The organism is Mesorhizobium norvegicum (assembly GCF_004919685.1).
Taxonomy (GTDB): Bacteria; Pseudomonadota; Alphaproteobacteria; order Rhizobiales; family Rhizobiaceae; genus Mesorhizobium; species Mesorhizobium norvegicum.
In genome coordinates this window covers 1-15,446 of sequence record NZ_SMYZ01000140.1, presented here as the reverse complement: position 1 = coordinate 15,446, position 15,446 = coordinate 1, and the positions used below count along the sequence as shown (strand labels likewise).

The following is a 15,446-nucleotide window of genomic DNA, read 5'->3' as shown; positions in this document are numbered from 1 at the left end:
CGGTGCGGACGCTGCTGGAGATGGCCGCTCAGGCCGGTGGGAAGTAAGTCGCTGACTAGGCTGCCGGAGCGGGCTTCCAGTCGAAGGTCAGTTCTTCGCGGAAAGCAAAGCGCTTGATGTGATCGGCGACGACGCTTTCCAGGCGCTCGATCGATCCTGCTTCGTCAGTTGAGACCGTGACATGCAGCGCGGTCGCATCGGCATCCATGACGGTACGGCCCATCGAGAGATCGATGGTGCCATGGGTGGGATCGAATTCGACCGGGAATTTGTGCGCCCAGTGCTTGCATAGCTGCTGCAGGTAGCGGCTGGCATGTTCGGTGGCGACATCGGCATGGCTGGTCGGCATGAATGAATTCTCCAGGGGACAAGTGCCCATTTGACGATGCGCCGGCGCAAGGCCAGCGCGACAGTCCGACAGATAGGCGTCGTTTTGCCGAATGCCAAAGGCTGCCGGGCAATTTTACACCCGGCGTCCGGTCGAGCCTACCAGCTTCCGGTGTTCGCCATCGAAGCCCAGGGTTCCGCCTTGGCCTTGGCCGGGCCTTTCTGCAAAAGCTCGATCGAAATGCCGTCCGGCGACCTGATGAAGGCCATGTTGCCGTCGCGCGGCGGCCGGTTGATGATGACGCCATTGTCCATCAGATGCTGGCAGATGGCGTAGATATCGTCGACCTCATAGGCGAGGTGGCCGAAATTGCGCCCGCCCTTGTAGTCTTCGGGATCCCAATTGTAGGTCAGTTCGACCAGTGGTGCCTTGTCGGCGATGCCGCTTTGCTCGTCTTCGGAGGCAGCGAGGAAGATCAGCGTGAAGCGGCCTTGCTCGTTTTCGTAGCGGCGCACCTCCTTGAGGCCGAGCTTGTTGCAGTAGAAATCGAGCGAGGCATCGACGTCGGCGACGCGGACCATGGTGTGCAGATAGCGCATGTGATTTCCTCGATAATTGCGTTGCGGTGCAACATAGGGTCGGCCCTGTCAAAGGGCAATCATGCGGCAGTGCGCAATGCCGGCAAAGAACAAATCCGGTATTGCCCCAATGAACCGTGAAAAAAGGCACGGCAGGTCTTGCACACACCGGAAGCCGCGGTGTTAATCTGGTGTCAAGAATCAGTTGCGGTGTTCTTGAAAAAAGGGGGCATTCTTATGGGGGAAAAGGCCTCTTTCACGGGGCGGGACGGAACCCTTGGCGACGCCTTGCAGCGTGACGAAGGCGGCGACGCCGCTGACCTGCTCGAAGTAGCCGGCGCCATCAAGTGGTTCGATGTGGCCAAGGGTTATGGTTTCATCCTCCCGGATGACGGCATCTCGGGCGACATCCTCCTCCATGTGACATGTCTTCGAAGGGACGGCTTTCAGACGGCCCTCGAGGGCGCGCGCGTGGTCTGTCTCGTCAAACACGGTGACCGCGGATTGCAAGCCTTTCGGGTGCTCTCCATGGATGTCACCACGGCGGTCCATCCCGCCGAGATGCAGGAACAGCGCACCCATATCGCGGTGACGCCGGAGAGCGGTCTCGAACGCGCCTTGGTGAAATGGTTCAACCGCACCAAGGGGTTTGGTTTCCTCACCCGCGGCGAGGGCACCGAGGACATCTTCGTCCACATGGAGACCTTGCGCCGTTACGGCATCACCGAGCTTCGGCCTGGGCAGGTCGTGCTGGTTCGTTTCGGACGCGGCGACAAAGGCCTTATGGCCGCCGAAATTCACCCCGATATGGGGACCTTGCCGGTCTCGCACTAGGGCGATTTCCGGCCGAGGATCTCGAATGGCTCATAGGAACTGGCTGACCGCGGGCGTGATATGCGCCGCAATTGCCGTGGTCGTCGCCGCCGGTGCTTACTTCTATTCCGAAAAGCCGACCTCGGCGGACAGCCGGGCGATGATCCTTCCGGCCGATCCGGCGCCACTGGTCGTGGTGACGAAAGGCGGCGATCGCTCTTTTTCCATTGAAGTCGCCGACACCCCGGCCGAGCGCGAGGCCGGCTTGATGTATCGCCAGGACATGGCGGACGACCACGGCATGCTGTTCGTCTTCGAGGTCCAGCAGCAGGTTGGCTTCTGGATGCACAACACGCCGATGCCGCTTGATCTGGTCTTTGTCGGCCAGGACGGCAAGATCCGGGCGATCAAGCACGGCGAGCCGCAATCCGACGCGGTCATTTCGCCCGGTGTACCCGTGCGCTTCGTGCTCGAGCTCAAGGCCGGCACGGCCGCCAGGAACGGCATCGAATATGGCGACCTTTTGCGCCATCCGGCCGTGGGCACTGTGTCTGGCCCGAGCGTGCCGCCCGCCGACAATGGCGACGCGCCCAATGGCGGTGCCGGTTGAGTGGGCAGGCGGGATCGCTGATGCAGTTTTTCACCCATGACGGCTTCGACCTTGCCTTCCTCGACCGCCAGCCGGCATCGGGCGAGGGCGATCCGGTGCTCATGATCCACGGCTTCGCTTCGAGCCACTATGTCAATTGGGTATCGCCCGGCTGGTTCAAGACGCTGAACGATGCCGGCTACCGCGCCATCGCCTTCGACAATCGCGGCCACGGCTCGTCGTCCAAGAGCTATGAAGAGGCCGACTATACGCCGGTCAAGATGGCCTCAGATGCCGCCGCCTTGCTCGGCCATCTCGGCATCGAGCGCGCCCATGTCATGGGCTATTCGATGGGCGCGCGCATCGCGGCATTCATGGCACTGTCCGATCCCGACAAGGTGGCGACGCTGGTTTTCGGCGGTCTCGGCATCGGCATGATCGACGGTGTCGGCGATTGGGATCCGATCGCCGCTGCCCTGCTTGCCGATGATCCGGCCGCGACCAGCCATCCGCGCGGCCGGTCGTTTCGCGCCTTCGCGGACCAGACCCGCAGCGATCGCCGTGCCTTGGCCGCTTGCATCGCCAAATCGCGCGAATTGCTGAGCGAGCAGGATATTGCCCGCATTGCCCAGCCGACTCTGGTCGCTGTCGGCACGACCGACGACATTGGCGGTTCGCCCGATGAACTCGCGGCATTGATGCCGAACGCCAGGGCCTTTCACATCGAGGGCCGTGACCATATGCTGGCCGTCGGGGACAAGACCTTCAAGCGGCGCGTGCTGGAGTTCTATGCCGAAAATCCGCTCTGAGCGGACGGCGAGGGGAGTGGTGGCGCGATGGGGGCGAAATCCCGCCCACTGTGCCGGGTGTCTGATGCTTGCGCTCAGTCCGACGCTCTCGCTGCTTGAACCGCCTTCGCCATCACGCACAGCAGCTCGAACATCATCGTCGCGCCGGCAAGCGCCGTCATTCCACCTAGGTCGAAAGGCGGCGCCACCTCGACGACGTCGGCGCCGACAATGTTCAATCCGTCGAGCAGGCGGACCATTTCCTGGGCCTCGCGGGTGGTGAAACCGCCCAACTCGGGCGTACCAGTCCCGGGGGCCATCGACGGGTCGATGCAGTCGATGTCGAAGGTCACATAGACGGGTGTGTTGCCGACGATGCTGCGCGCCTCCTCCATGACGCTGGCCGCACCCCGCCTGACGAACTCCTCCATGTAGATAATGCGGATGCCCTGGGCGACCGCCCAGTCATGTTCGCCGGGTTCGTATATCGAGCCGCGGATGCCGATCTGGACGACGCGCTTCGGATCGAGCAGTCCCTCTTCGATGGCGCGGCGGAATGGCGTGCCATGCGTATAGGGATTGTCGCCGAAATAGCGGTCATTGGTGTCGGAATGCGCGTCGAAATGGATCATGCCGACGGGCGCCTTGCGGGCCACGGCGCGCAGCACCGGCAACGTCGTCAGATGATCGCCGCCCGCGGCAAGCGGAATAGCGCCCGCCGCCACGATCGCCGCGATGCCGTCCTCGATGCGCTTCAGCCCGTCCAGCAGGTTGATCGGATTGACCGAGAGATCGCCGACATCGGCGACATTGGCGATGCTGAACGGCTCGGTCCCCGAGACGTGATGGGCGCGTCGCATCAGGCTCGACTGGTTGCGGATCTCGCGCGGGCCGTGCCGCGCGCCGGCGCGATTGGTGGTGCCGCCGTCCCACGGTATGCCGACGAGCGCGATGTCGAGCCCCTCCGCGCTTGCCACGGCCGGCAGTCTCATGAAGGTCGAAAGTCCGGCGAAGCGAGGAACGGCGGAAGCGTCGATCGGCTGGAAGAAATTGCTGCTCATGGTGTCGGCACCTCAGAAGAATTCACGTTTGACGATTTCCGCAATGCGGGTCTCGCAGTCGTCGAGCAGCCATCGGCCCTTCTCCGCCGACGAGCCCTCGGTCAAAGACAGGACACCGGACGGCGGCACTTCCTCGGCCGGCCTAGGATAGCGATCATACGGCTTGAACTGCGCTGGCCCGTCATGCAGCGCCTTGCCGAGATCGACGAGTTCGGGGCGCAGCGCCATCATCATCGAGGTTTCGATGACGCTCGCATGTTCGAGTTCGATGCCGGGGTAGCCGTCGGGGAAGACTTTCGCCAGCGTCTCTGTGCGCACCATTTCCCAATGGTCGATGCGCAGGATCGTCAGATCCGCCGCACGCTCGCGGCCGATGGCGTCGAGCGCCAGTTCGATGCCTTCGATCGACGGGCCGATGTTCTCGTAATGACCGTTGAGCACAACGATGCGCCGGACCTTCTGGCGATAGAGATCGCAGATCACATCCTTGACCAGCAGCGAAAACGTATGCGCCGTGATGTTGATCGTGCCGGAGAAGGCCGGGCCGCCGCCTGTTCTTGGCTGCGAGCGGTTGCCGTAGGCGATGGTCGGCGCGACGAGGCCGCCGACCTGCTTCGCCACCGTCTCGGCGATGGCGGTGGGGAGCACGACATCGACATTCATCGCCATGTGGTGGCCGTGCTGCTCGGTCGCGCCGAGCGGCAGGAAGATGGGGGCGCCGGCCGCGATCCGCTTCTCGGCTTCGGGCCATGGCAGTTCAGCGAGGAAAACTCGGTCTTTCATGATCATCTCATTTCAAAGCATCGCCGCGCCACCATTGGCGCCCAGGCATTGTCCGGTGAAGAAGGTGGCGCCGGGGCCGGCAAGGAAGACCACCGCAGAGGCGATTTCATCCGGCCGGCCGATCCGCCCCAACGGGTGTGTCGTCTCAAGCGCGCGCTGGCTCTCGCTCAGCGCCTCGAAGCCGAGAAGCGGCGTGTCGGTCGGCCCCGGCGCCACGGCGTTGACCAGGATGCGAGGCGCAAGCTCGCGCGCCCAGGAGCGGGTCAGGCCGAGCAATGCCGCCTTGGTCGCGCAATAGACCGAAGCGCCGGACCGGCCGAGATAGGCGAGCTCGGAAGCGATGTTGACGATGCGGCCGCCATCAGGAAGGTGCGGCAGGACTTCCCGTGCCACGATGATGGCGCCGCGCACATTGACCGCGAACATGCGGTCGACATGGTCGAGCGAAATAGCGCCAAGCGGCGCTTCCTGGAGGATGCCGGCATTGTTGACGAGGATGTCATAGCCGCCGATCCGTTCCGCTCCCTGCCTGACCGCGGCGATGATGTCGGTCTCGCTAGCAAGATCGCAGGCCAGGATCGGGATATCGCCTTCGGATGCCTTGAGATCGAACCCGAGAACCATGGCTCCGGCGTCCCGCAAGGCGAGCGCGGTCGCCCGGCCGATGCCGCTGGCCGCACCGGTGATCAGCGCTCGTTTTCCGTGCAGCGGCGTTACCAAGGCACTTCTCCCCTGTCGACGCCGAGCGACTGCCCGGTGATGTTGGCCGCCAGGTCCGACGCCAGGAAGAGATAGGTGCCGGCCATGTCGGCCGGCTCCATCAGGCCGGGCAGGGCTTGCGCGCCGACGATGTCTTCGAGCAGCGCTGCTTCGCTGACGGCGCCTTGCTCGGCCATCCGGCCAAGCGAACGCATCGATGCGTCCGTGCGGACCCACCCGGGACAGACCGCATTGACGCGGATGCCCTTCGATCCAAGTTCCTTGGCCCAGGTTTTCGTCAGGCCGATGATGGCGTGCTTGGAGGCGACATAGGCGCCGAACCGAGCCTCGGCGACGCGGCCCCAGATCGATGCGGTGTTGATGATCGAAGCGCCCGCCTGCATGCGCGGCAAGGCGCGCGCGGTGACCAGCGCCGTGCCGATGATGTTGATCTCGATGATACGCCGGAAGGCGGCTTCGGTCTCGTCGCTGCTGTCGGTGATCGGCGTCATCAGCTCGAGGCCGGCATTGTTGATGAGCACGTCGATCCGGGAGATCGGTTCGAGTGCCGCCCCGACGGCCTCGCGGTCGGCGATGTCGGCCTCGATGCCGATGGCGCCCAAGTCGCGGGCCCGTTCGTGCATGGCCGCGTCGTTGGCAATGAGGTGCAGGCTGGCGCCGGCCTGGGCGAAGCCCTTGGCGATGCCGAGCCCGATGCCACGGCTCGCTCCGGTGATCACCACCGTCTTTCCGGAAAAGGAGAGGCTCATACGGCCACTCCGGTTTCGTTGCGGATCAGATGCAGGACCTTGTTGCGCAGCTCGAAGAATTTTTGGGTTTCCCGGATCTCCAGCGGCCGGTCCGGGCCAAGCTCAGCCGCCACGTCTATATCGGCGACGATCGAGGCCGGACGGCGCGAGAACAGGATGATCCGGTCGGCGAGAAACACCGCTTCTTCCACGTCATGGGTGACGAAGATGATGGTCTTCTCCTCGCGGATCTGGATCTGCCGCAGCTCGACCTGAAGCCGCTCGCGCGTCAGCGCGTCGAGGGCGCCGAAAGGCTCGTCCATCAACAGCACGTCCGAACCCGCGGCGAGCGTGCGCGCTATGGCCACGCGCTGGCGCATGCCTCCCGAGATCCGGTTTGGATAGGAGTCGGCAAAGTCGGCGAGCCCGAACAGCTTGAGATAGTGGCTGATACGCTCGGCCCTTTCGGTTGCGCCGAGGTCTTTCCTGTAGCGCATACCGAAGGCGATGTTGTCTTTGACCGTCAGCCAGGGAAACGACGAATAGGATTGGAACACCATGCCGCGCCGACGGTCCGGCCTGACCACCTTTTCCCCGCCAAGCAGGATCGAGCCCGAACTCGGTTCGTCGAGGCCGCCGACCATGCGCATCAAGGTGGTCTTGCCGCAGCCCGATGGGCCGAGGAAGACGACCAGCGAATTGCGGTCGAGGCCAAGGCTGGTCTTTCGCACGACATCGACGGGGCCGAAGGATTTTGCTGTGTCGACGAATTGAACGTATCCGGTCATGTCATGCCCTCACAGATACCGGAACAGCCGGCGGTGAAGCAGGCGCAGAAGCTGGTCGGTGACCAGGCCGATCAGGCCGATGACGACGACGCCGGCCATGACCTCCGGCGTCTTGACGAAGCGCCGAGCCGTCCAGATCACATAGCCGATGCCGGAATCGGCGGCGACGATCTCGGCGATGATCAGATAGGTCCAGCACCAGCCGAGCGTGATGCGCAGATTGTCGAGCAGTGTCGGCCCCATCCAGCGCAGGGCGACGTCGATCATGACCTGCCTCGAATTGGCGCCGACGGTGCGGGCGACCTCGACGAACTCCTGCGGCACGCGCCGCATGTCGTCGGCGACCAGCAGCACGAGCTGGAAGAACGTGCCCAGCCAGAGCAGGAAGATCTTGGTCTCCTCGCCGACGCCGAACCAGATGATGGACAGCGGCACGAGTGCGGGGACCGGCAGATAGCGGATGAAATCGATCATCGGCTCGAGGGCGGCGCCGACGATCCGGTAGCTGCTCATCATGATACCGATGGGGATCGCCATGATGGCGGCCAGCAGGAAGGCAATCCAGACACGGGTGGTCGAAACCGCGACGTGCCAGAGCAGGTTCTGCTCGGTCAGCATTGTCCACAGGGCGATGACGACGCGGCTCGGCGACGGCAGGAACTGCGGCGCAATGATGCCCGCTCGCGCCGCCAGCTCCCACAGGGCAACGACGAGCACTGCCGCGGCGACGCTGACGGCGAACTCCACCATCGGCGACGCGCGACCGCGGAAGACAAACAGGCTGCTGAACAAATCACTATCCCCGGATGATCGAAAGAACGGCGGTCACTGGCGGTAAGCCGGAATGACATCGCTGCCGACAGCCGAAAGAGGCTGTCGGCCGGGCCATGCGGCCGCTATTTTGCCGGGACCTTGTTGATTGCCGAATTGTCGATCTGGTCGGCCGCCACCAGTCTGTTGTCGGCGGCGCCGTTCTCGAGGTTGAGATCCATCACCGTGTCGAAGATCCCGTGCAGCGTGCCTTTTTCTCCAGGATTGCCCATATAGGCGAGGGATTCGGCAAGCGTCGTGTAGGACAGGCTGGAGGTAACGATGTCGGTCACTTCGGCAGGTGTCAGGCCGAAATGCTTGGATGCCATGTCGGCGAATTTTTCCGGCTCGGCCTTGATGAAGTCGACCGCCTCATAGATGCAGCCGAGGAACTTTGTGTACTTGTCCGGGTTCGCCTTGAAGTCGTCGTTGCGGGCGATGATCGCGTCGATGATGATGCCGCGATGATCCTTGGACGAGATCAGCATGCGGGCACCGGGGCGGGTCGAGGCCTTCAGCGCCTGCGACATGAACGGTTCGTAGGTCGCGATCGCGGCGATCGATTCATCGACGAAAACCGCGCCCGTATCGGCCGTCGCGATATCCTTGATCTGCAGATCCTTCAGCGACAGGCCGGCCTGCTTCAGCTCCATCTGCAGCAGCAGGCGTGAGGGAATGTTGGGCTCTGCCGCGACGACCTTGCCCTTGAGGTCGGCCACCGACTTGATCTTCTCATCGGTGATGACGCCGTCGCCGCCGACGGATTCATCGATCGTGCCGATGATGATGCCGGGCGTCGAGGCATCGCGCGGGCGCCCCTGATATTCGCCGACCGAGCGCATCTGCATCTCGATGTCGCCTCGCGCCATAGCCGCCATGACGTTGGTCAGGTCGTCCTCGAACTTGATGCTGACGTCGAGGCCCTTGGCCGTGAAGCAGCCAAGGTCGCTGGCGATATGGACGGGCGCAAATCCCAGCCATGTCGGTGCCAGGATGCGGATCTGGTCGGCGCTGAGGGCGAGCTGCGAACTGGCGAGCAGAAGGGCTGCGGACAAGGCGGTGCCGAGTAACGGTTTCATGATTGTTCCCCAATTTTGTTCCGCGCAGGCTCGCGATTTCTCACATTGATGTAAATGAGTTTATTTAGAACGATACATCGAATAATATCGATGTATCGTTCCGTGCATCATGGGGAGTGGTATGCGCCGGCTGGACAACATCGATATTCGCCTGCTGCGCGTTTTCGTGGCGCTGGCCGATTCAGGCGGGTTCGCCGCCGCGCAAATCACGCTCAACCTGTCGCAGCCGACGCTCAGCACGCATCTGGCGGAACTGGAGAAACGCATCGGTGCCCAGCTCTGCCATCGCGGGCGCAAGCAATTCCGGCTGACCGAGGTCGGACAGGCGACCTATGACGCGGCGCAGAAGCTGTTCCGCGACCTTGACGATTTCGGACATCGCATCAATGCAGCCAGCGGCAGCCTGTCGGGCCGCTTGCGGGTCGGTACGTCGGACGGTGTCTTCACCAGTGGTGAACTGGGTATCCAGCACGCTCTCAGCCGCTTCATGGGCCCGGATTCCGACGTCTTCATCGACCTTTCGGTGGGCACGCCGTCCGAACTCGAGCAGCAAGTCGCCGATGGCGGCCGCGACATTGTCATCGGGCCGCTATCGCAGAAGGCGCCCGGCGTCGTCTATCGGGATTATTGCGGCGAACCGCATCTTCTTTATTGCGGCCGCCAGCACCCACTCTTTGCGGTGCCCGATTCAAAGATCGATCAAGGCGCCGTCGACGCTGCGCGGTTCTCGGTGCGCAGCTATCGACATTTCGACGACCTCTACCTTGTCGGACACCCCAGGGCGAGTGCATCGGTCGTTCACATGGAAGCGCAGTTGATGCTGATCCTGTCGGGCAACTTCATCGGCTTTCTGCCGTGCCACTTTGCCGATCCCTGGGTCGCGGCCGGAGACATGCGGGCAATCAAGCCAAGGGCCTATGCGTTCAGTTCCATACACCGCGTCGCCTATCGCAAGACCGACGCCCAGCGCTCGCTTGTTCAGGCGTTTCTCGGTGCATTGTTCGATGCAACGCCCGCGGCAAGATAGGGCCAGGAGCACGCGCGCCTCCGGCGAAGATCACGAAGCGGTTTGCAGGGCCTGCAATGACCGCGTCCCGTTTTCCCGGGCCTGCGGTTCGAAACGCTGGCGAAACTCTTCGGTGTGGAAGATATGCGGACGGGCGAGGAAACTCTTCAAGACCGCACTGCGTCCGGCCCGCCACATCGGCTCCTCCACCCAAGCATACTCGCGCCGCACGGCGCGCTCATAGGCGTCGAAGGCATCCGGCGCGGCGCCCAGGATCGACAGATCCATGTCGAGGAAAAGACTTGCGTCGCGTGTGGCCGCGGCGTCGTCAAACAGCGGCAGTTGGTGCGTGGCGGTGGCGACGATCATCGCCGAGATGCGGTCGAGACGTGAAGGATCCGTGCGGCCCGCCAGCTTTTTTTCGGCAAGGGCAGCGCTTTGCGCCTCGTTGTCCTTGGCCTTGCTGTCATAGATGGCATCGTGGAACCAGATCGCAGCTTCGACGGCTTCGGGATCGCCGAGCAACCCTCGATAGTCGCTTGCCAGCGCCAGCATCGCCTCGATATGGGCAAGGTTGTGGTAGTGGCGGCTCTCGGCCCGGTAGAGTGCTGAAAGCACGCTTTTCAGCGCGTCGTCGATCAAGGGTTCGTTTTCCATGGCTGCTTGAATTCCCGCGAACCAAATCCATTTGACAAAGCACTAAGGAAAATTGAGTTCAATCGTGCTATGATCTGGCTTATATGTGCGGCCAGACAACAGGCAAGCGCAACAGGCAAGCCCGGCAGGGCGCAGGACGAGACGGCGATGAACAGCATCAGCATTTCCCGACACAGCGCATTGCAGCCGGTCGATCCGATCTGGCGTTCGATCCGCGACGAGGCGATGGAGGCGGTCAACCGCGACCCGCTGCTCGCCGCATTCCTCTATTCGACCATCCTCAACCAGGACAGCCTGGAGGAAGCGGTTATCCATCGGCTGGCCGAGCGGCTGGACCACCAGGACATCGGCTCCGATCTCATCCGCCAGACGTTCAAGTCCATGCTGGCTGACGACAAGGACTGGCCAACGACCGTGCGTGTCGACATCCAGGCCTATTACGATCGCGATCCGGCCTGCGACCGCTTCATCATGCCTGTGCTCTATTTCAAGGGTTTCCACGCCATCCAGACGCATCGGCTGGCGCATTGGTTGTGGAACCAGGGCCGCAAGGATTTCGCCCTCTATCTGCAGAGCCGCTCGTCCTCGGTCTTCCAGACCGACATCAACCCGGCCGCCCGTATCGGCAAGGGCATCTTCATCGACCACGCCACCGGCCTTGTGGTCGGCGAGACGGCGGTGATCGAGGATGACGTGTCGATATTGCACGGCGTGACGCTGGGCGGCACCGGCAAGGCCGGCGGCGACCGTCACCCCAAGATCCGCTACGGCGTGCTGATCGGCGCCGGCGCCAAGATCCTCGGCAACATCGAAATCGGCCATTGCTCGAAGATCGCGGCAGGCTCGGTGGTGCTGTCGCCGGTGCCGCACAACAAGACGGTTGCCGGCGTGCCGGCTCGCGTCGTCGGCGAGACCGGCTGCGATCAGCCGTCGCGCCAGATGGACCAGCTTCTGCCGTCGCAGACGATGGATCAGGTCGTCAGCTTCGACATCTGATTTTCACGGTCCCGCCGCCTGCTGCCGGATTCCGGCCGCTTGCATGAGCGGGTGGTTGTCTCGCCTTATCAGGCCGCTTGCCTTTACATCGCCATTGTCGACGTGCCAGAAGCGCGTTCGAACGAGCAAGCCCGATGATCGGAGAAGACTGTTGAAGCCGGACGAAATCAGAAAGCTGGACGCCTATTTCAAGCGCGTCTTCCAGAACCCCAAGCTCGAGGTGAAGGCACGGCCGCGCAAGGACGATTCGGCCGAGGTCTATGTCGGCGATGAATTCCTTGGCATCGTCTTCAAGGACGAGGACGACGGCGATTACAATTTTTCGATGGCGATCCTCGATATCGATCTGGCCTGAGCCAGAATTTGCGCTCGGCCGGATCCGCCTCGAATGCGGCCGGCCAGCCGGATCTCCCGAGGCGTTCTTAATGTTCTGCTTTCAGGACGCGCCCGGCTTCGGTGGCGATTGCGGCGTCGAGCGCCTGCCAGTCACCCAGAAACTCCCGTGGGAAGCGATAGGTGAGGCTGAGCTCGTTGCCGACCTGGATGTCGCGCTCGCAAGGCGCCAGCGATTCCTCGGCACTCGGCCCGCTCAGGCAACGGGCTACGAACGGATCCTTGCCGGGGCGCTTGGCGACAACCAGCACCTCGTTCAAATAACCTGATTTCTCATTGAAGGCGTACACCGTCGTGCCGCCAGGCCCCGCAATGCCGGGCTGGGTGATCAACGCGCTGTAGATCGGCGCGAAGCGCCCACTCATGTCACGCGACATCATCTGCTGTTCGAAGGACAGGAAGATGATGCTCTTGGCAGTGCCCGTATGGTTGAAATCGGCCCGCGCGGCCTCGCTGTAGCCGTCCATCTGGGGATAGCGCAGATAGAGGTCGAGCCGCAGGGCGATCCCGTCGCGCCGGGCCTGGGCGAAACGGATGGCGTTGGCCGGCACGGCAATGACATTGTTGCCGATCACCACCTGGTGGACCGTTGCGTCGTCGGTGTATCCGGCCATGGCGATCGAATGGCCGAACCATTTGCCGCCAAGGCTGATCGCCACCGACAGCAGGGCCAGCGCCGCGAACCCGTAGAACACCCGCTTCATCAGCCTGGAATCGACCACGGTGAGTTCGGGGCCGTTGGCGAGCGCTGCCTGCTTCATCTCAGTCCTCGGATCTCGGCTGGCTGTCCGCCTCTGGTGTCCCTGGGCGGCACACATCGCACGGCACGGCTCTTGCAGCCTTCATGGCACGACTGTGCAATTTCATGGTAAATGGAAAGTTAAGATGGGACCGCTGGAACTCACACTCTTCGCTTTTGTCGTCGGGCTGACGGCCTGCGGGCTGGCTGGGTCGGCCATGGAACTGGTGTCGGGCCGCAAGGTGGCCTTCACCGAACCCTATGTGTCGCCGTCACATGTCTTGCGCTCGCTGCTCGCCACCGCTTGTGCCGGGCCCTTCATGCTGGTCAACGATGCCATCGATGCCCGGCGTGAGCGCCGCATTTCGACGCTCGCGCTGATGTCCTGCGGCTGCACGGCGATTGCCTGGTCCTTGGCGCTGGGCATCGTCGTGCTTGCCATTGCCTCATGGACGATCCGTCTCCTAGGGTCCGAATTGCCAGCCTGAGACGATTCGGAGACCGAAAATGCCGCTCTATGCTATCGATGGAACGGAGCCCAGCTTCGCGGATGCGGACTCAAACTGGATCGCGCCCGATGCGACGCTGATCGGTGACATCAGGGTTGGCCGCAATGCCGGCTTCTGGTTCGGCACCGTCATTCGCGGTGACAATGAGCCCATCGTCATCGGTGCCGACACCAATGTGCAGGAGCATACGGTGATGCACACCGATCCCGGCTTCCCGCTGACGATCGGCGAGGGCTGCACGATCGGCCATCGCGCCCTGCTGCATGGTTGCACGATCGGCGACAACAGCCTGATCGGCATGGGCGCCATCGTGCTGAACGGCGCGAAAATAGGCAGGAATTCGCTGGTCGGCGCCGGCGCGCTGGTCACTGAAGGCAAGGAATTCCCGGACAATTCGCTGATCGTCGGCTCGCCTGCCAAGGCGATCAGGGTTCTGGACGACGCTGCCGTGGCAAGGTTGCGCGGCTCGGCGGCGCACTACGTTGCCAATGGCAAGCGCTTCAAGGCGAGGTTGAAGAAGGTCTGAGGCCAGCTTGGCCACCTGTCGGCGATGGTTCGTCGCGCCCCAACTCACTGTCCGTTAGAGCTGCGCCCGGCCATCGCATCGCGCAGCAATGAAGCACCGGCTTCAAAGCCGGCAATCTCGGCTTCCTCGATGGCTGTCCTGTAGTCATCGATGCGGGTTTCGAGCGCCGGGTCGGCGCCCGCCGCCAAAAGCAGGCGGATCGCATCGACACTGCGGATTGCCACCGAATAGTGAAGCGGCGTCCAATCGTTCACACCCCGCATGTTGGGGTTGGCGCCGCCATCGATCAACACCCGCACAATGTCCAGCCTGTCGGCCCGGTCAGTGGACAGCGCCGCAATGATGGACGGAAACCCGCCGTGATCCCTGTAGTTCGGATCCGAGCCGGCATCCAGCAGGGTCGAGATGAAGCCGACGGGGCTCCAATAGATCGCATATTCCAGCGGATGGCCGAGGCCGAGCTCAAACGGCATGCGCTCGTCGAACCAGCAGGGCGAGCCGCCCAGGGCCACGCCAAGGCCCTCGAAATCGCCGGCCTTGAAGGCATCGTCGATAGCCTTGAACAGGCGATGACGCTCGCATCGATCTTCCGGGATTTCCAACATCGCGGTGATCCAGAAGGCGAAACTGACGGCCTATAGTGCCCCGATCTTTTGCGCGTGGGAAGGCGGTCGTCCGATGCGCCTAGCAGGTCGATGGTGCGCACACCTTTTCACGGATTGCTGATATAAGTCATCGCTGAATAATGATCTGCATCGCGGAGGTAGCTTTCCGGCATGCCATTCCAGCTTAGTGAGCAAGCGCAGCAAATTCTTCCGCTAATTTGCATTCTGTTAGCTGGCGTCTTCATTGGCATTGCCTTGGAACGTTTTCTATCGAGGAAACGGAGGCAGGCATGGAGGGAGAGCAACCGCAGGCGCTGGGCGAGAGAGCGCAGCGAGGGCGACATCCTTAGCGGCCTATGGGTTGCCCCGAAGCCTGTTTCCGCGCCACCGAAACCAACTGATCCTGCTGACCAGTTGCGGATTGTCATGGGTGCGAGCTTCACTATTCAACCGCTCCTCAACAGGAGTGAAGTGCGCGTCTTCAAGGAACTTGATCGCATGGTGATCAGCTGCAATCCGGGATGGCAGGTGATGGCCCAAGTGTCACTGGGCGAAATTTTGCGCAGCGCGAACGCTGACGCCTACAGCTGCATCAACTCGAAACGAGTGGACCTTCTTCTTGTGGACGAGACCTGTCTGCCTCGACATGCGCTCGAATACCAAGGCCATGCGCATCACCAAGGCACAGCAGCAGCACGTGATGCGGTCAAAAAGGAAGCCCTGCGACGTGCTGGCATCAGTTACCATGAGATCGTCGGCGGTCACACGACACCTTCGGAACTCAGGCGACTGGTTGAGAAGCTCGTGGACAAGCCCACGGCGCCGCAATAGCTGGCCTTTGCAATGTGGATATCTCGGAACCTGATTGGTTTTCGACGGCCTCCGCCAGAAATGGCGGAGCCGGCCCGGGGACGGGGCCGGCTCCTTTGACCCGGTCGTTGGGGACGGGG

The 15,446-nt window shown here is 62.8% G+C and carries 21 protein-coding genes; 9 read left to right on the top strand and 12 right to left on the bottom strand.

Annotated features, from left to right (window positions below):
- Positions 1-55 precede the first annotated feature (55 nt).
- Both FCU66_RS38525 and FCU66_RS38520 read right to left on the bottom strand, forming a co-directional pair.
- Positions 56-349 carry a DUF2218 domain-containing protein gene (locus FCU66_RS38525; protein ID WP_136622414.1) on the bottom strand — a complete coding sequence of 98 codons (294 nt, stop codon included), beginning with the start codon at positions 347-349 and terminating at the stop codon, positions 56-58.
- Between the two features lie 137 nt (positions 350-486).
- Complete coding sequence (locus tag FCU66_RS38520) at positions 487-927, bottom strand: VOC family protein (protein WP_136622413.1); 441 nt, start codon at positions 925-927, stop codon at positions 487-489.
- A gap of 216 nt (positions 928-1,143) precedes the next feature.
- Here FCU66_RS38520 and FCU66_RS38515 point away from each other — a divergent pair, with 216 nt between their 5' ends.
- Genes FCU66_RS38515 through FCU66_RS38505 form a run of 3 tightly spaced genes read left to right on the top strand, consistent with a single transcriptional unit; the run spans position 1,144 to position 3,117 of the window.
- Entirely contained in the window at positions 1,144-1,740 is a 597-nt protein-coding gene (locus FCU66_RS38515; protein WP_136622424.1) for a cold-shock protein, read from the top strand.
- Positions 1,741-1,765: 25 nt separating this feature from the next.
- Positions 1,766-2,329, top strand: a complete 564-nt coding sequence (locus tag FCU66_RS38510) for a DUF192 domain-containing protein (protein ID WP_136622412.1) — start codon at positions 1,766-1,768, stop codon at positions 2,327-2,329.
- Positions 2,330-2,349: 20 nt separating this feature from the next.
- Positions 2,350-3,117 carry an alpha/beta fold hydrolase gene (locus FCU66_RS38505; RefSeq protein WP_168992207.1) on the top strand — a complete coding sequence of 256 codons (768 nt, stop codon included), beginning with the start codon at positions 2,350-2,352 and terminating at the stop codon, positions 3,115-3,117.
- Between the two features lie 74 nt (positions 3,118-3,191).
- Here FCU66_RS38505 and speB read toward each other — a convergent pair whose 3' ends face one another.
- The 7 genes from speB to FCU66_RS38470 all read right to left on the bottom strand — a co-directional run bounded on the left by speB (position 3,192) and on the right by FCU66_RS38470 (position 9,065).
- Positions 3,192-4,157: an agmatinase gene (speB, locus tag FCU66_RS38500; RefSeq protein WP_136622410.1), complete on the bottom strand. Its 966-nt coding sequence runs from the start codon at positions 4,155-4,157 to the stop codon at positions 3,192-3,194.
- A 12-nt stretch (positions 4,158-4,169) separates the two neighbouring features.
- On the bottom strand, positions 4,170-4,940 hold the full coding sequence (locus FCU66_RS38495) for a creatininase (protein ID WP_136622409.1): 771 nt from the start codon (positions 4,938-4,940) through the stop codon (positions 4,170-4,172).
- A gap of 12 nt (positions 4,941-4,952) precedes the next feature.
- On the bottom strand, positions 4,953-5,660 hold the full coding sequence (locus tag FCU66_RS38490; protein ID WP_136622408.1) for an SDR family NAD(P)-dependent oxidoreductase: 708 nt from the start codon (positions 5,658-5,660) through the stop codon (positions 4,953-4,955).
- Positions 5,654-6,409: an SDR family NAD(P)-dependent oxidoreductase gene (locus tag FCU66_RS38485; protein WP_136622407.1), complete on the bottom strand. Its 756-nt coding sequence runs from the start codon at positions 6,407-6,409 to the stop codon at positions 5,654-5,656. Before FCU66_RS38485 ends, FCU66_RS38490 begins: the two co-directional genes overlap by 7 nt.
- A complete protein-coding gene (locus FCU66_RS38480; protein ID WP_136622406.1) occupies positions 6,406-7,176 on the bottom strand; it encodes an ABC transporter ATP-binding protein in 771 nt (256 codons plus the stop codon). Before FCU66_RS38480 ends, FCU66_RS38485 begins: the two co-directional genes overlap by 4 nt.
- A 9-nt stretch (positions 7,177-7,185) precedes the next feature.
- Entirely contained in the window at positions 7,186-7,968 is a 783-nt protein-coding gene (locus tag FCU66_RS38475; RefSeq protein WP_246094200.1) for an ABC transporter permease, read from the bottom strand.
- A gap of 104 nt (positions 7,969-8,072) precedes the next feature.
- A complete protein-coding gene (locus tag FCU66_RS38470) occupies positions 8,073-9,065 on the bottom strand; it encodes an ABC transporter substrate-binding protein (protein WP_136622405.1) in 993 nt (330 codons plus the stop codon).
- Positions 9,066-9,186: 121 nt separating this feature from the next.
- Between FCU66_RS38470 and FCU66_RS38465 the strand changes: the two genes are divergently transcribed.
- A complete protein-coding gene (locus FCU66_RS38465) occupies positions 9,187-10,092 on the top strand; it encodes a LysR family transcriptional regulator (protein WP_136622404.1) in 906 nt (301 codons plus the stop codon).
- A gap of 30 nt (positions 10,093-10,122) precedes the next feature.
- Here the strand turns inward: FCU66_RS38465 and FCU66_RS38460 are convergent, their stop codons facing one another.
- Complete coding sequence (locus FCU66_RS38460; RefSeq protein ID WP_136622403.1) at positions 10,123-10,728, bottom strand: HD domain-containing protein; 606 nt, start codon at positions 10,726-10,728, stop codon at positions 10,123-10,125.
- A gap of 147 nt (positions 10,729-10,875) precedes the next feature.
- Between FCU66_RS38460 and cysE the strand changes: the two genes are divergently transcribed.
- Positions 10,876-11,724 (top strand): serine O-acetyltransferase, encoded by an 849-nt coding sequence (gene cysE / locus FCU66_RS38455; protein ID WP_056584656.1) that lies wholly within the window; start codon positions 10,876-10,878, stop codon positions 11,722-11,724.
- Between the two features lie 151 nt (positions 11,725-11,875).
- Positions 11,876-12,079, top strand: coding sequence for a DUF3126 family protein (locus FCU66_RS38450; protein ID WP_013531334.1), 204 nt, complete (start codon positions 11,876-11,878; stop codon positions 12,077-12,079).
- A 67-nt stretch (positions 12,080-12,146) separates the two neighbouring features.
- Here FCU66_RS38450 and FCU66_RS38445 read toward each other — a convergent pair whose 3' ends face one another.
- Positions 12,147-12,878 carry a hypothetical protein gene (locus tag FCU66_RS38445; RefSeq protein ID WP_136622402.1) on the bottom strand — a complete coding sequence of 244 codons (732 nt, stop codon included), beginning with the start codon at positions 12,876-12,878 and terminating at the stop codon, positions 12,147-12,149.
- A gap of 124 nt (positions 12,879-13,002) precedes the next feature.
- Between FCU66_RS38445 and FCU66_RS38440 the strand changes: the two genes are divergently transcribed.
- Together FCU66_RS38440 and FCU66_RS38435 are read left to right on the top strand one after the other, a co-directional pair.
- A complete protein-coding gene (locus tag FCU66_RS38440; RefSeq protein ID WP_136622401.1) occupies positions 13,003-13,344 on the top strand; it encodes a DUF6949 family protein in 342 nt (113 codons plus the stop codon).
- Between the two features lie 19 nt (positions 13,345-13,363).
- Positions 13,364-13,891 carry a gamma carbonic anhydrase family protein gene (locus tag FCU66_RS38435; protein WP_136622400.1) on the top strand — a complete coding sequence of 176 codons (528 nt, stop codon included), beginning with the start codon at positions 13,364-13,366 and terminating at the stop codon, positions 13,889-13,891.
- A 44-nt stretch (positions 13,892-13,935) separates the two neighbouring features.
- On the opposite strand, the gene FCU66_RS38430 is transcribed toward FCU66_RS38435, so the two are convergent.
- The gene (locus tag FCU66_RS38430) at positions 13,936-14,496 is read right to left on the bottom strand and encodes an ankyrin repeat domain-containing protein (RefSeq protein WP_136622399.1); all 561 of its coding nucleotides are present in this window, start codon (positions 14,494-14,496) and stop codon (positions 13,936-13,938) included.
- Between the two features lie 171 nt (positions 14,497-14,667).
- On the opposite strand from FCU66_RS38430, the gene FCU66_RS38425 reads away from it, so the two are divergent.
- Positions 14,668-15,327, top strand: coding sequence for a DUF2726 domain-containing protein (locus tag FCU66_RS38425; RefSeq protein ID WP_136622398.1), 660 nt, complete (start codon positions 14,668-14,670; stop codon positions 15,325-15,327).
- The last annotated feature ends 119 nt before the right edge of the window (positions 15,328-15,446 follow it).